The 13,566-nt window shown below is 71.4% G+C and carries 11 protein-coding genes; 3 read left to right on the top strand and 8 right to left on the bottom strand.

The features are described from left to right. Positions 1 to 37: 37 nt before the first annotated feature. From LNW71_RS30255 to LNW71_RS30280, 6 genes are all read right to left on the bottom strand, one after another. Positions 38 to 2,896 (bottom strand): NHLP bacteriocin export ABC transporter permease/ATPase subunit, encoded by a 2,859-nt coding sequence (locus LNW71_RS30255; protein ID WP_250971093.1) that lies wholly within the window; start codon positions 2,894 to 2,896, stop codon positions 38 to 40. A gap of 1 nt (position 2,897) precedes the next feature. Continuing rightward, on the bottom strand, positions 2,898 to 5,171 hold the full coding sequence (locus tag LNW71_RS30260; protein WP_250971094.1) for an NHLP family bacteriocin export ABC transporter peptidase/permease/ATPase subunit: 2,274 nt from the start codon (positions 5,169 to 5,171) through the stop codon (positions 2,898 to 2,900). After that, positions 5,168 to 5,974, bottom strand: coding sequence for an HlyD family efflux transporter periplasmic adaptor subunit (locus LNW71_RS30265; protein WP_250971095.1), 807 nt, complete (start codon positions 5,972 to 5,974; stop codon positions 5,168 to 5,170). The genes LNW71_RS30260 and LNW71_RS30265 overlap by 4 nt, the downstream gene beginning before the upstream one ends. A gap of 83 nt (positions 5,975 to 6,057) precedes the next feature. Then, positions 6,058 to 6,285: a type A2 lantipeptide gene (locus LNW71_RS30270; protein WP_250971096.1), complete on the bottom strand. Its 228-nt coding sequence runs from the start codon at positions 6,283 to 6,285 to the stop codon at positions 6,058 to 6,060. A gap of 724 nt (positions 6,286 to 7,009) precedes the next feature. After that, a complete protein-coding gene (locus tag LNW71_RS30275) occupies positions 7,010 to 7,873 on the bottom strand; it encodes a hypothetical protein (protein ID WP_250971097.1) in 864 nt (287 codons plus the stop codon). Then, on the bottom strand, positions 7,870 to 9,123 hold the full coding sequence (locus LNW71_RS30280; protein ID WP_250972195.1) for a glycosyltransferase family 4 protein: 1,254 nt from the start codon (positions 9,121 to 9,123) through the stop codon (positions 7,870 to 7,872). The genes LNW71_RS30275 and LNW71_RS30280 overlap by 4 nt, the downstream gene beginning before the upstream one ends. Positions 9,124 to 9,553: 430 nt before the next feature. Between LNW71_RS30280 and LNW71_RS30285 the strand changes: the two genes are divergently transcribed. Beyond that, positions 9,554 to 9,994 carry an ATP-binding protein gene (locus LNW71_RS30285; RefSeq protein ID WP_250971098.1) on the top strand — a complete coding sequence of 147 codons (441 nt, stop codon included), beginning with the start codon at positions 9,554 to 9,556 and terminating at the stop codon, positions 9,992 to 9,994. Between the two features lie 546 nt (positions 9,995 to 10,540). After that, positions 10,541 to 11,209 (top strand): phytanoyl-CoA dioxygenase family protein, encoded by a 669-nt coding sequence (locus LNW71_RS30290; RefSeq protein ID WP_250971099.1) that lies wholly within the window; start codon positions 10,541 to 10,543, stop codon positions 11,207 to 11,209. Between the two features lie 153 nt (positions 11,210 to 11,362). Here LNW71_RS30290 and LNW71_RS30295 read toward each other — a convergent pair whose 3' ends face one another. Then, the gene (locus tag LNW71_RS30295) at positions 11,363 to 12,298 is read right to left on the bottom strand and encodes a phosphotransferase (protein ID WP_250971100.1); all 936 of its coding nucleotides are present in this window, start codon (positions 12,296 to 12,298) and stop codon (positions 11,363 to 11,365) included. 221 nt (positions 12,299 to 12,519) lie between these two features. Then, complete coding sequence (locus LNW71_RS30300) at positions 12,520 to 12,765, bottom strand: RICIN domain-containing protein (protein WP_374119468.1); 246 nt, start codon at positions 12,763 to 12,765, stop codon at positions 12,520 to 12,522. Positions 12,766 to 13,176: 411 nt separating this feature from the next. Between LNW71_RS30300 and LNW71_RS30305 the strand changes: the two genes are divergently transcribed. Then, on the top strand, positions 13,177 to 13,524 hold the full coding sequence (locus LNW71_RS30305; protein WP_250971101.1) for a hypothetical protein: 348 nt from the start codon (positions 13,177 to 13,179) through the stop codon (positions 13,522 to 13,524). The last annotated feature ends 42 nt before the right edge of the window (positions 13,525 to 13,566 follow it).

Consider the following 13,566-nt stretch of genomic DNA (forward strand, 5'->3'; position numbering starts at 1 on the left):
CCTCGACGAGCCGCCCCCGCGAGCCGAGGCCGCCTGCTCAGTTCATCTGACGCCGCACCAGCTCATGGAGCTGCCCGTCCGTGTCCGCGAGGAGTTCGGCGGGCGGTCCCTCCTGGACGACCCGGCCCTCCGCCATGACGATCACGCGGTCGGCGTCCATGACCGTGGACAGCCGGTGCGCGATGACGACCCGGGTGGCCCGCAGGGACTTCGTGCTCTCGATCACGGTGCGCTGGGTCTCGTTGTCGAGCGCGCTCGTGGCCTCGTCGAGGAACAGGATGCGGGGGCGCCGGACAAGGGCCTGGGCGATCATCAGCCGCTGGCGCTGGCCGCCGGAGATCGAGCCGCCGCCGGAGATCATCGTGTGCAGCCCCATCGGCATGCGCTTGATGTCCTCGGCCAGGCCCGCCATGGCGGCGGCCTCCCATGCCTCCTCCTGGGTGAAGACCTCGGCACCGCAGATGCAGTCCAGGATCGATCCGGACAGCGGCTGGGCGTTCTGCAGGACGACCCCGCACTGACGGCGCACGGCCGCCGGGTCGAGCGCCGTCAGATCCTGACCGTCGTACAGGACACTGCCCGAGGCCGGTTTGTCGAAGCCGATGAGGAGCCTCAGCAGGGTCGACTTGCCGCATCCGCTCGGGCCCACGACCGCGACGAACTCGCCCGGGCGCACGCTCAGCGACACGTCGTCGAGGACGACGGGCCCGTCGTCGGAGTAGCGGAAGGACACCCCCCTGGCCTCGATCCCGCCGGACAGCGCGCCCGGCTGGGTGCTGGCGCCGCGTACCTCGGGGGCCTCGTCCAGCACCGGCTTGATCTGCTCGAACATCGGCAGCACGGCGGCGGCGGACACGAACGCCCCGGTGAGCTGGGTGACCGCCGTCAGCAGCATCGTCACGGACGTGTTGAAGGTCAGGAACTCCGCGGCCGTCAGGGACCCGCGTGCCGGGCCCGCCAGCAGGACGAAGATGACCAGCGAACACAGCGGGAGATAGACCGCGTTCAGGACCGTCGTCAGATTCTTGATCCGGCCCGCCCGCTTCTGCAGCTCGCGGCTGCGGGCGAACTCCGCCGCCCACGCCCCGTACGCGAAGCTCTCCGCCGCCGCGACCCGAAGCTTGGGCAGTCCGCGCAGCGTCTGGAACGCCTGGTTGTTGAGCTTGTTGCCCAGTACGACCAGACGGCGCTGCCAACGGAGCTCCCACATGCCCATGGTGAGGAACACCCCGGCGATGACCACCAGCATCGCGACGGCGGTGAGAGCCAGCGGCACGCTGAACCAGAGCAGCAGGCCCAGATTCATCACCCCGAGGGTGCCCGCCTGCACCACGACGGGGCCGGTGCCGGACAGCACCCTGCGGATGGAGCTCACCCCCATCGCCGCGCTCGCCAGTTCTCCCGTGGAACGCTCGGTGAAGAACTTCGTCGGCAGCCGCAGGAGCCGGTCCCAGACCGCGGGCTGGAGCGTGCTCTCGATCCGCCCCTCCATCCGCAGGATCGTGAGGTTCTGCAGCAGCATGAAAGCCGCCGAGACCACGCCGGAGATGATGACGGCCAGTGACACCTGCACGATGAGGTCGTTCTGGGCGTGGGGCACATAGACGCCGAGCACCCTGCCGGTCGCGATCGGCACCAGCGCCCCCAGGGCCACCGTCACCAGCCCCGCCAGCACCAGTCTGCGCAGGTCGCCCCGGGTACCGAACAGGCCGAACCGCAGCAGCTGCCTCTTGCTCAACGGCTGCTCCGGCAGCGGCCGGTAGAACATCACCGCTCGCTCGTCGATCTCCTGCGCGGCGGAACTGCCGACCCGGCTGCGCCGCCCCGTCAGCGGGTTGACCGCCTCGTAGCGGCCACGGCGCCAGAGCAGGGCGACCGGTGCTCCGGACGCGGCCCGACGGCCCACCAGCGGCCCGGAGTTCTCCCGCCACCAGCGCCCGTCGAGCCGCACCGCCCGGGAACGGACGCGCGAGGCGACCGCGACCCGCTCCACCGGGTCGATCCGGTCGCTCACCGCCGCGCCCGTCGCGGGCTCACCGAGGACGATCCCGGAGTCGCGGGCCACCAGCCGGCAGGCCGCGTACACCGCGTCGTCCGAGGCTCCCGGCGCGGGCGAGGAACCCCGCCGGGGCCGGCCGATCGAAGTGAGCAGCGCCTGGTCGGCCTCCTTGCGGACGGCCTCGCCCGCCTTCATGCCCGCCGCGGTCCGGTCCTCGTGCGCGCGCTCCAGCTGCTCGATCCAGCGGTCCAGCGCCGACAGCAGGCGGTACTGCTGATTGACCATCCCCTGCCACATCGCCGCCTCGACGAGCAGGTCACCCGCGGCTTCGGCGCTGAACGCGGCGCCGTACTGCACACTCCCGGGCGACACCGGCAGCCACAGGATGTCGTCGTCTCCCGCCGCCTCGTCGAGGGTGGTCCGCCCGTCCAGCGGGGCCTCGAACAGCACCCGCCGGCCGCGGCCCACACCCAGCGAGAAGGCGTGCTCCAGCAGGCTCAGCGTGGCGTCCCCGGTGTCGTAACTGCTGCTGTACTGCCCCTCGTACGTCCCCTGGTCGGCGTACTCCGGCCGGTACAGCTCACGCAGCGGGATCCGGCGCAGCACGCACTCCTGGAGCGGCCGCCCCACCAGGGTGTGCTGCGGGCCCTCGACCGGACCCAGCACGAGGGTGCCCGGTTCGAGCCGGCCCAGGAAGTGCCAGTGCCCCTGCTCCGCCGCGTCCACCGCGAACAGGTCGAGGGCGCCGCCCACGACGAGCCACAGCACCTGCGGGCCTTCCAGTGACAGGCTCCGCAGCCCGGCGCAGTCGACCGGCTCACCGAGAGCTCCCAGCGCGCCGATGACCGGGTCCTGCCCGGGAGCCTCCGTGCCCGCGAGAGGGTGTGCGGATGCCACGTCAGTGCTCCCTGACCAGATCGGCGTACGGGCCCCCGGCGGCCACCAGGTTCTCGTGCCGGCCGCGCTCCACGACCGTCCCGTGGTCCAGGACCACGATCTCGTCGCTGTCGCGCACGGTGCTCAGCCGGTGCGCGATCACGACACAGGCACAGCCGCGCCGCCGCAGGTTGTCGATGATGATCCGCTCGGTCTCGGCGTCCAGCGCGCTGGTGACCTCGTCCAGGACCAGGATGCTGGGGCGGCGCACGAGCGCCCTGGCGATCTCCAGCCGCTGACGCTGCCCGCCGGAGAAGTTCCGGCCGTCCTGCTCCACCCGGCTGTGGATGCCACGGGGGCGGCGGGCCACGACGTCGTACAGGGCGGCGTCCCGCAGGGCTTCGGTGACGGCCTCGTCCGGGACCGAGGGATCCCACAGCGCGACGTTGTCCCGGACCGTCCCCTCGAAGAGGAAGACGTCCTGGTCGACGAAGGACACGGACGCGGCCAGCGCGCCCCGGGGTATGTCCTCCAGGCGCTGCCCGTCGATGCGGATCGTGCCCTCCCACGGACTGTAGAGACCCGAGATGAGTCGCGAGACCGTCGACTTGCCGCTGCCCGAACCACCGACGAGCGCCACCTGCTGACCGGGCCCCACGGACAGCGAGAAACCGGTGAGCAGCGGCTTGTCGAGCGGGCTGTAGCCGAAGGTGATGTCCTCCAGCGTCACATGGCCCTTGAGGCGGCGGGTGCTCGCGGCCGGCTCACGGCGCGAGTACAGCGGGTCGACCGGGAAATTCTCCACGTCCTTGAGCCGGGCCACGTCGGCCGCGAAGTCCTGGACCCTGCCCGCCACCCCGTTGAGCCGGGTGACCGGAGCGGTGAAGCGGGTCACCAGGGACTGGAAGGCGACGAGCAGGCCGATCGACAGGTGCCCCTCGACGGCCCGCAGTCCGCCGATCCACAGGATCAGCGCGCTGTTGAGCGTCGCGAGTGCGGGGGCGACGATGCCCAGCCAGGCGCTCGGCACCCCGAGGCGCTGCTGCTCCTCCAGCGTCGTCGCGTGCTGCCCGGCCCACCGGCGGAAGTACCCGTTCTCACCTCCGGTGGCCTTCATCGTCTCGATCAGCTGGAGCCCGGTGTACGAGGTGTTCGTGAGCCTGGCGCTGTCGGCCCGCAGCTTCTGGGTGCCTACGGCCCGCATCCGTACGACGATGCGCATGGCGACCACGTTGAGCAGCGCGATGCCCACTCCGATCACGGTCAGCTGGGGGTCGTAGGTCCAGAGCAGGAACGCGTAGAGGAGGACGACGATGCCGTCCACGCCCGCCGCGGTGAGATCCCGGGCCAGGGTCTCGGCCACGGCGTCGTTCGACTGGAGGCGCTGGACGAGATCGGCGGGGCTGCGCTGCGAGAAGAAGGTGACAGGCAACCGGAGCAGATGCCGGAAGAAGCGCGCGCTGCCGAGCGTGGAGGCGATGATGCGCCCACGCAGCAGATTCGCCTGTTGCAGCCATGTCAGTGCGACGGTGAGGGCGACCATGGCGCCCATCGCGGCGAACAGCACGCCCAGCAGCGAGGTCTGTTCACCAATCATGAACATGTCGATATAGGTACGGCTCAGGGCCGGGAGCGTCGCTCCCACCGCCACCAGCAGCAGGCTGGCGAGCAGGGCGACCAGCATCGTGCCCGTCGTGCCGCGCAGCCGGGCGGGAAGCGCGGCCATGACACCGGGCTTCCGCCCGCCGCGCTCGAAGCCGTCACCGGGTTCGAGGACGAGGACGACCCCGGTGAAGCTGGTGTCGAAGTCCTCGGCGGGCACGAACCGGCGTCCCTTGTCGGGGTCGTTGATGTGCACGCCCCGCCGGCCCAGACGGCGCCCCACGCCGTCGTACACGACGTAGTGGTTGAACTCCCAGAACAGGATCGCGGGCGCCTGTACCTCCGCCAGGGCCGCGGGCTCCATCTGCATGCCCTTGGCCTGGAGACCGTAACTGCGGGCGGCCTTCAGTACGTTGCTTGCGCGCGAGCCGTCACGCGAGACGCCACAGGCGATCCGCAGTTCCTCCAGCGGCACGTGCCGGCCGTAGTGGCCGAGCACCATCGCCAGCGAGGCGGCACCGCACTCCAGGGCCTCCATCTGGAGCACGGTGGGAGTGCGCACGGTCCTGGTCCGTGCGGGCTTCGGCGCCGGCCGCGACCGTCGTCTGCCGGCCGGGGACCCCTCCGGGCGGTGCCTGCCGCGGCCGGGCGGCGGCAGCTGCTGGGCGGTGCGGGAGGGGCGCGGTGCGGTCACGGGAGCAGCCAATCGATCGGGCGCTGGTCGGCGAGACGGACGGAGCCGGTTGCCAGGGTCATGGAGCCGATCGCGTACGGGGGGCCTTCGGCCGAGGACCACCGGTAGCCGGACTTCGTGGAGTCCGAGCGCTGGATCCTCACCAGGACCGCCAACGGCCTGCCGTGCCGGGAGAACTCCTTGCCGAGCTGCGCGTCGCCGAGGAAGCGGGTGATCTGCTGCTGTGTCTGCGCGGATCTGCCGACCGCGGCCACCTTGCCGCGCAGTACCCCGTACTGCTGGGCGGGCACGGACTGGACGGTGAGGTCGACGAAGGCGCCCACCGGGACCGACGCGGCACTGCTGCCGGACACGTACAGCAGGACGACCAGCGGGTCGTCGGCGCCGTCGATCCGTTCGACGCTCGCCACGTCCGCGCCGGTGGTGACCACGGCGCCGATCGTGGCCGTCACCGAGGTGAGCCGGCCCGCGTCGATCGTGCGGACGACGCGTTCACCCCGGTCCGTACGGACCTTGAGCAGGGGGGAGTTGCGGGGCAGGGTCTCGCCCTCGTCGGCGAGCACCTCGGTGACCTGGCCGGCGACCGGGCTCTGCAGGACGTAACTGCCGCGGGCATGCGTGAGGATGCCGGGGGCGTCGAGGGTGCCGGTGACGGAGCCCGTCACGGCCCAGAAGCAGGCGGCGGCCATCACGGCGACGGTGACGCAGAGGACGAGCAGGCCCTGCGGGCGGGCGAAGCGCACCGGAAGATCGAGCTGTTCGGGCGACTGCAGCTTGGAAAGGGCCTGTTGGCGGAACTGCACGGAACTCTTCCCTCACCTGTCAGCGGTCGGCACCGAGCCCCGGAACCGACGGGTTCCGGGGCTCGGCGGGGTGCTGCCGTCTCTCAGAGACCGGCGGTCAGGCCGGTGGCCAGACCGGTGACCGCGCCCGTGTTCACGCCGGTGGCGCCCTCGACGAGACCGGTGACCGAGCCGACGAGGCCGGCGACCGGGACGATGCCCTCGACGGTGCCCGTGACGTTGCCGACGACGCCGCCGACGAGGCCGCCCGAGACGCTGTCGAGGTCGCTGTCGGAGATCTCGGCGGTCTCGACCTGGGGGGTGTAGTTCATGATGAGCGCCCTTCGTGTGGAAATTGCTTATCCACGGGAGCCCCGTCGTGCGGCCCCCGTATGGGCCAGGATCAAAGCACGCCCCTGCCTTGTACAGCCAATCGAACTACGACGGATCCGTGGTTATCGCTCCGCTTGAATCGAATCACGTGCAGAGGAATCCATTGCATGGGAGCAGATCCTTCATGAGCTTCACCGGATGAATTCGACGCCCCCGCAACTTCATGCCTCGCGCGGGTGTTACCGCCCCAATCGTCCCCTTGAGCCGCCCCGACCTGGTGTCCCGTGACCGGAACGGTGACCGGTGTGCGCACGCCGTGTGCGGGTTTCTCCGGTCCGGCCGTCCCTCGCGATTCCGGACGGCCGACGCGGTGTGCTGCCGGGGGAGTGCGCAAGACCTGCGTATTGCACTGATGTGAAATCGAGGCGGACTTACGGGCGACTGTGCGTCATCTGCGAATGGATGGCGCGTTTATGGAGCGTTTTACGGGCCCGCGTGTTCACCTCGTCACTTTGCCTCCGGATATGTGGAGAAGGTGCGCGCGGATCAATGCCGGCTGCGTCGCGCCGGGCCGCGGGGCATCGGGCCGCGGTCCGGCAGCGGAGCGTCGCTCGGACGCTCGGCATGACTCATGACCGACGAAGGGCCCGGTCCCCTCAGCGGCTGCACGTGGTGAGCCGGAGCCGGTGCCGGCAGCTCAACCCCGCTGCCGGTCAGCGGCGCTCACCGGGCGAGCCGCGGTGCGACCTCTACGGAGAGGTCGTTGTCGAACGTGTAGTACGGACGCGCCGATACCCCGCCGAGCTCGGCGGCCGGGTAGACGAAGACCGCCTTGCGGTCCGCGATGTCGTCCAGCAGCCGGGCCACCCGGATCAGGGGTGCGCCGGTGGCCGGCCGGACGTACACGTCCCAGACCACCGGGGCCTCCCCGGCTCCCGGCCCGCCGCCTTCCGCCATGAGCTCCTCGTAGCCGACGGTGAACGAGAAGTCCTGGCCCCCCTCGGCCCGGAGCGCGAACTCCCGTACGGCGGAATCCTTCCCCCGCCGGTTCAGCGACGCCGTCGCGCCGTCCCCCAGCCGGACGCCGAACAGCCGCGCCGTCACGGTCATCGAGCTGTCCGCGAGGACGATCCGGCCGGCCTCCGCGTGCGTGGCCCGCCACCAGGCCCGTACGGCGAGCCGGCCGTCCTTGGTGGCGTACGGGATCCGGACCGCGACCGGCGTGGCCCGGTCGTCGCCCCCGCCGGACACCAGCGCGCGCAGATCACGCAGGCCGGGCAGCAGCGGTGTGCGCTCCTTCCCCGGCGCGCCAACGACGTAGGCATCCCAGCGGCCCTCCTCAAGAGCCGGGGCCGTCTCCACCACTGCCCGCCACCGGTCCTGCCCCGCGGGCTCCAGCTCGACGTAGCGGCCGGTCCCCTCCGGCTTCCCCTTCTTCGGGCGCGGCTGAAGGAGCAGCCGGGGATGCGCCGAGGCAGGCAGCGGCCACCGTACGTGCAGGACCAACCGCCCTTCCTCCTCCGCGGTCACCTCCCCGCAGGGCTTCTCCACCGGTGCGTTCGTGCCGTCGCCATCTCTGTCACTCATCGTCGAGCCTTCCGTGCGACCCTCACGACGCTGCCGGCCGCGACGAGCATGGTGTCCCTGGCCGCGTACCCGCCGCTCACCAGGGCGTGGTCCGTCCCGCGCGCCGGACGGCCGCTGCTGCGGGCCGCCAGCAGTTCCTCGAACAGCTGCTCCGCCTGGGCCACGACGGGGGCGGGGGCGTAACGCCGGGAGTTCTCCAGCGCGGCGCGCCCCATGCGCCGGCGCAGTTCGTCGTCCCCCACCAGGTCCAGCAGGGCGCCGGACAGCGCGTCCCGGTCCCCGACCGGTACCAGCCGGCCGTCCTCACCGGGCGCGATGATCTCGCCGGGGCCGTACGCGCAGTCGGTGCTCACGACAGGCAGCCCGCAGCGCATCGCCTCGACGATGGTCATGCCGAAGGGCTCGAAGTCGGACGTCGCCGCCCCGATCGAGCCCTTGACCCACTCGGCTTCCATCGGGGTCACCGCGCCCATCAGGAAGACGTTGTTGTACAGCCCGAGCCGGTCGATGAGCCCACGCAGCCGCTCCTGCTCCTCGCCCCTGCCGTAGATGCGTAACTTCCAGTCGGGATAGTGCGCGGCGACCGCGGCGAAGGCCTCGATCAGCAGGTCGAACCGCTTCACCGGCGCCAGCCGTCCGGCGGCGACGACCACGCGCTCGCGGCCGTCCGCCGGTGGAAGGGCCGGGGCCGGGACACTGTTGGCCAGCGCCTGCACCCGTACGCCCGGCAGCCGCATCTTGCGTCGGTAGGCGACGGCGTCGGCCTCCGTCACGGGGGTGATCGCGTCCAGGCGCGGATAGACCCGGCGCAGCGCCCTGCGCAGCCGGGGCGGGTGGTTGTCGAGCGTGAGGTGTTCCTGTCCGACCCGCACCGCCCGCGCGGGTGCCTGGAGGGCCAGGTGGACGTTGAGACCGGGGCGGGTGCCCACGACGACATCGGCGTCGAGCGACGCCAGCGCCTCGCTGATGCGCTCGTCGGTGAGCGCGCTGTACTCCCGGTAGCGGTACTCGGACGAGGGAAAGATCTTCGCCGGTGTCAGATGCCGCGGGTCGTTCTTCTCATGCCGCAGGTCCACCAGGGGCCGCAGCCGCACGCGCGGGTCGAGTGCGAGGTTCGGCCGTTCCCGGTTGCGGAGAGCCGAGATGATCTCCACGTCGTGCCGATCGGCCAGCGCTCGGGCCAAGTTGAACGTAGTAGTGATCGTCCCTCCGATCCCGTATGCGTTGTGTATAAGAAATGAGACTTTCATGCCGTGCATGACGGCCGGCACCTACGGAAGGTTGCCTGCGTGACCCCTCGGTATGGGGCCGGGGCTCGGGTGACGGGACTTAGCGGGTCGTCGATGCGTGGGGTGCGACGGGCCCGGGGGAGTGCGCGGTGTTCGACCGCACCCGGACCCACCTCTCCCGGGTGTTCCGCAAGACCGACGTCGGCACCCGGGCGGGTCTCGCCGCCCTCATGGCGCGTTCCTGACACCAGGAGACGTCCCTGCGGCCGCATGCCTCCTGCACGGGGCGGGCCGCGCCGCAGCACTACGTCGTCGCCGGCGCGATTGCGCGGATGCGGCCCGTGCCGGCCGATTCGGCCCCGGGACGCCGGCCGGGCCGCGTGCCGGGGCGGCGGGGTGTGTCTCGAAGTCGGGGGTAGGAGGGTGAGAAGAGCGGAGTGAGGGAGGGCCGATGGTGAAGGACACGTCGCTGCGCGCGATGGGATGGGCACAGACGTTTCCGGTATCGCAAGGAGTGCGGGCCGGCCGTCAGTGGACGCGGGAGCACCTGGCGTCCCTGGAGTGGACCAAGGACGCCCCCGAGACGGTGGACTCGATACTCCTGAGTGTGTCCGAGCTGATCACCAACGCGCACGTGCACGCGCACAGCGACGCCCAGCTGGTTCTCACCTGGGACAGCCACTGCCTGCACGTGAGTGTCCACGACTCCGATCCGCTGCCCCCGGCGAAGCAGTCCGAGGACGTCACGACGACCGGCGGACGCGGACTGGCCATCGTCGACGCGCTCGCCGACGGCTGGGCCACCCATCCGCAGGCGTCGGGCAAGACCGTCACCGCCTGCTTCGTGCCGCCCGGCGCTCCGAAGCCGAGGCACGGCGCGGACGTCAGCTGAGATCCGGGCGCCGGCGACCGCTGAGGAAGGGCGCGCCGGGCCGGTGAGCGGTGTTCCCGCCGGAGCGTCGACCGGCGCCGGGTTTCGCCGCCTGCCGGCTGCCTCGCCGGGTACACGTCTGTGCAGCCTCCCCCGGTGGCGTGCGCGGGAGCTGACGACCGGGTGGCTGTTCAGCGGTATCGGTGTCGGCGTCGCCGCAATCGCCTGATGCGCCCGCCGGCTCGCCGGTCCGCCTCCTCGTGCTGTCGGTCGATCACGTCGGCGGCTGCAGCGCACCCGGGACCGAGGCAGACCGGTGGGACGAGGCACTCCTCCGGCTCGATCCGCAGCACGAGCAGGCCCTGGCCCGGCGGACGAAAAAGGCGGCCGCCGCTCGGCCGGCGGTTTTGGGACCTCGTCCCCATGGGCGTCATCTGGGCACTGGGTGCCCAGCTGCGGTTCCGCCGCCTGCGCTCCGCTTTCCGGGTCAGCCTCGAGGACGCCAGTCGGAGCAGTCGGAGCCACCTTGCGTTTCCCGCTCTTCGCGCGGCGGGTATCGCTGTGCTCGTGCTGACACTGCCCTCCCACCCCGCACCGCTCCACACCCATTTCACCGAGAACGGATACCTGCCGCTCCCCGGTCTCCTGACCCACGAGGGCCTCCAGGCGCTGCGTGACGAGTCCGCCAGGCTGGAGGCCGCTGCCACCCGCCGCGACTTCGACATGGAGTGCATGGCCGACAGCCCCCGCCACATGACCACCCTGGGCGGACAACACATCGCGCAGGACTCCGAGCTCATCGGCTCGCTGTACCGCGACACCGAACTCCTCGCGCTCCTCTCCGCCCTCCACGGCACGCACGTGCTTCCGGTGCAGGAGGTGGTGGAGCGGCACGTGCTGAACATCCTGCACCACCCCGGCGACACCCACGGCGCCCATACCGACGACTACCCGCTGGCCTTGGTGCTGTTCCTGGAGGTACCACCTGGGTCCGCCGACGGCGGGCTGCTCGAGTTCAACCCCGGACGGACGGACCTGACGGCCCTGGGCAAGCCCGGCACGCAGCAGGTCTACCACCACGCGGGCGACGCCTACCTGCTGCGCAGCGATCTGACCGCCCACCGCGTCACGCCCCTGAGCCGCCCCGGCACGCGCCGTTCCGTCCTCAACTTCGCCTACACGGCCAAGGGGCACCGGGCACCCGTCACCGAGTCGGCCGAGCGCCTGTACGCCTGACCGGCTCGCGGTTCAGGCCGGGCGGGACGGCTTCCGCTTCCTGGCGGGACGAGGCGCCTGTAGCCGTGCGCCAACCCCGCCCCCCGGCCGTCCCGGTGCCCCGGCCGAGGTCGGTGGCCCGCCGCCTCAGTCCGGGGATGCTGCGGTCTCAGCTCAGGCGGTGGTCCAGGAGGGCGAGTCCGGCTGCTGCCGCGCGGTGTTGGTAGTCGCGCAGTCCGGGGGCGCCGGGTGGGGCGGGCCTGCGGGCGTTGCGGTGCCAGTGGCCGGTGAGTGCCGCGAGGAATGCGGTGGTGGTGTCAGGGCTGCCGGCGGTGGCGGGGTGGTCCAGGAGCAGGCGGGCGATGTCTGCGGGGCGTGGCCGGCGAGGACGAGTTGCGGCGCGAGGGATGCGGCATCGACGCAGGCGGGGCCGGTGGTGGCGTGCGCCCAGTCGACGAAGGTCACACCGCGGTCGTGGTCGCGGACCATGTTGTCGGCGCGGAGGTCGCCGTGGACGACGCGGTCACCTGTGGCGAGGGCGGGCCAGGCCGCTTCCAGTTCTGCGAGTTGTGGCAAATGGCTGCGCGCGGCGGGAGCGAGGTCGTCCGGTGGATCGTCACGCAGTTCTTTCCAGCCGTGCAGGAGCCCCGCTGCCGAGGGCGCGGCGCTCACCGCCGCGACGTATGACGCCGGGGCGGGGGCGGCGGTGAGTGAGTCGAGGAGTGCCCAGGTCTGCTCGACGTCGCCGGAGGCCGGGGACAGGTCGGGGTCGGGGCCGTCCAGGTGGGCGATCACGACAGCGGTCCAGCCGGCGGTGCGATGGATGCCCAGCAGGTCCGGGGCCGGGGCGTAGGGGGGTAGCGCGTCCAGGGCGGCGGCCTCGTGGAGGTTGGCGACGGTCAGCGGGTCGTCGTCGGGCGCCGCTTTGACGAAGACCCGCCGGCCTCCGGCCAGTCGTAGCGCGGCGGCGAGCTGATGGCCGAATCCGCCGCTGGGGGTGACCGCTTCGGTGACGGGTGCTCCCAGCGTGGTCTCGAGGCGGGCGCGCAGCGGCGGGGGAACGTCAGCCCATTGCAGACGGCCGCTGGGGGAGGGTGAGGGAGGAGGCATCGGAGCAGCTCTCAGGAGTCGGGGTGTCCTGCTCGCGGACGTCGCGCTTGTCCGGCGCGTCGTGGTCCAGGGTAGGGAACGGTGAACGGCTGCCCGACGGGATGGGGGCGTCCGGGTGGAAGCCGGGGGCATGACAGCGCGCCCGCGGTCTGCTGGGGGACTGGTCCGATCAGCAGGCGCGGGCGCGCCGGGGGTGGGGCGCTGTCTGTCGAGAGCGGGGGTCAGCGCTGCCAGGTCCACTTCTGGTTCGCGGTGCCGTTGCAGGTCCACAGTTGCAGCTCGGTGCCGTTCGCGGTCTTGCCGCCCTTCACATCCAGGCACAGTCCGGACTGCTGGGCGACGATGGTGCCGTCGCTCTTCACGGTCCACTTCTGGGACGTGCCGCCGTGGCAGTTCCACTGCGAGGCGCACCGCCTTCGCCGCCCCTCGTTCCGGTCTGCCGAGGGGCACGGAAGGTGGTGCGGCATGTCCGGTACCGGTTCGGCCTCGGCGCGGAGTGGGCGTGGGGTGGTGTCGGCCCCGCTGTTCCCGGGCCGCCGACCGATGCGGAGCCATGTGTTCCAAGGTTGATTTCTGGTCGAGCACGGCCGGGCGGAACGCGCCCCGGCACCTTCGGGTCTCCTCGCCCGTGCGGGGGCAATCCGCGCCGCAGGCAGCGGTGTTGCGCATGATGCAACAGTGATGTGTGACCAGTTGAGGGGCCGCAGGCCTCAGGCCATCTCTTGCCACCTCTCGCTCGGGTGTGCCATTAATCAGCGGTCTCGCAGGGGCCTCGGCCTGGAGGCACCAGCGGTGCACGACGTATCGGTGGCAGCCGCATGCCCTGCGGCCGTTACTCCGCGCGCCCTCGACATCATCGGCTGAAGGAGTGCGAACGAATGACACGTAGGACGATCGTTGCAGCTGCACTGCTCACGCTTGCCATCGCCGTACCCACGGCCACGGCGGCGGCAGCCGTGGACGCCTACGCCGGCGGTGCGCACGGCTGGTCTCCCGCCAAGGCCGACAGCGGGATGGTGGCGGTCAAGGACAACAGCAGTGACGGGGACCCGGTGAAGGCGGAGTACTACCGGATCGACTCCGTGGGGTCGAAACGCACCCTCTGGAACCACAGCGGCCCCAGCACCACCTCGTACTCGGCCGACGCCTCGACCATCTACGAGTTCAAGGTCTGTGACGAGAACTACGCCGCGCCGGACGACTGCTCAGGCTGGAAGTTCCCCTAAGGCCCCGAGGGCCGGTGCGGCACCTTCATTCCCAAGAACAAG

Origin of the sequence: Streptomyces sp. RKAG290 (assembly GCF_023701695.1) — a bacterium.
Classification (GTDB): Bacteria; Actinomycetota; Actinomycetes; order Streptomycetales; family Streptomycetaceae; genus Streptomyces.

What these genes read in the sequence shown, in the direction of transcription:
- LNW71_RS30300 (WP_374119468.1), bottom strand. Translation starts at nt 12,765, where the DNA reads ATGCCGCACCACCTTCCGTGCCCCTCGGCAGACCGGAACGAGGGGCGG.
- LNW71_RS30280 (WP_250972195.1), bottom strand. Translation starts at nt 9,123, where the DNA reads ATGAAAGTCTCATTTCTTATACACAACGCATACGGGATCGGAGGGACG.
- LNW71_RS30295 (WP_250971100.1), bottom strand. Translation starts at nt 12,298, where the DNA reads ATGCCTCCTCCCTCACCCTCCCCCAGCGGCCGTCTGCAATGGGCTGAC.
- LNW71_RS30285 (WP_250971098.1), top strand. Translation starts at nt 9,554, where the DNA reads ATGGTGAAGGACACGTCGCTGCGCGCGATGGGATGGGCACAGACGTTT.
- LNW71_RS30270 (WP_250971096.1), bottom strand. Translation starts at nt 6,285, where the DNA reads ATGAACTACACCCCCCAGGTCGAGACCGCCGAGATCTCCGACAGCGAC.
- LNW71_RS30305 (WP_250971101.1), top strand. Translation starts at nt 13,177, where the DNA reads ATGACACGTAGGACGATCGTTGCAGCTGCACTGCTCACGCTTGCCATC.
- LNW71_RS30275 (WP_250971097.1), bottom strand. Translation starts at nt 7,873, where the DNA reads ATGAGTGACAGAGATGGCGACGGCACGAACGCACCGGTGGAGAAGCCC.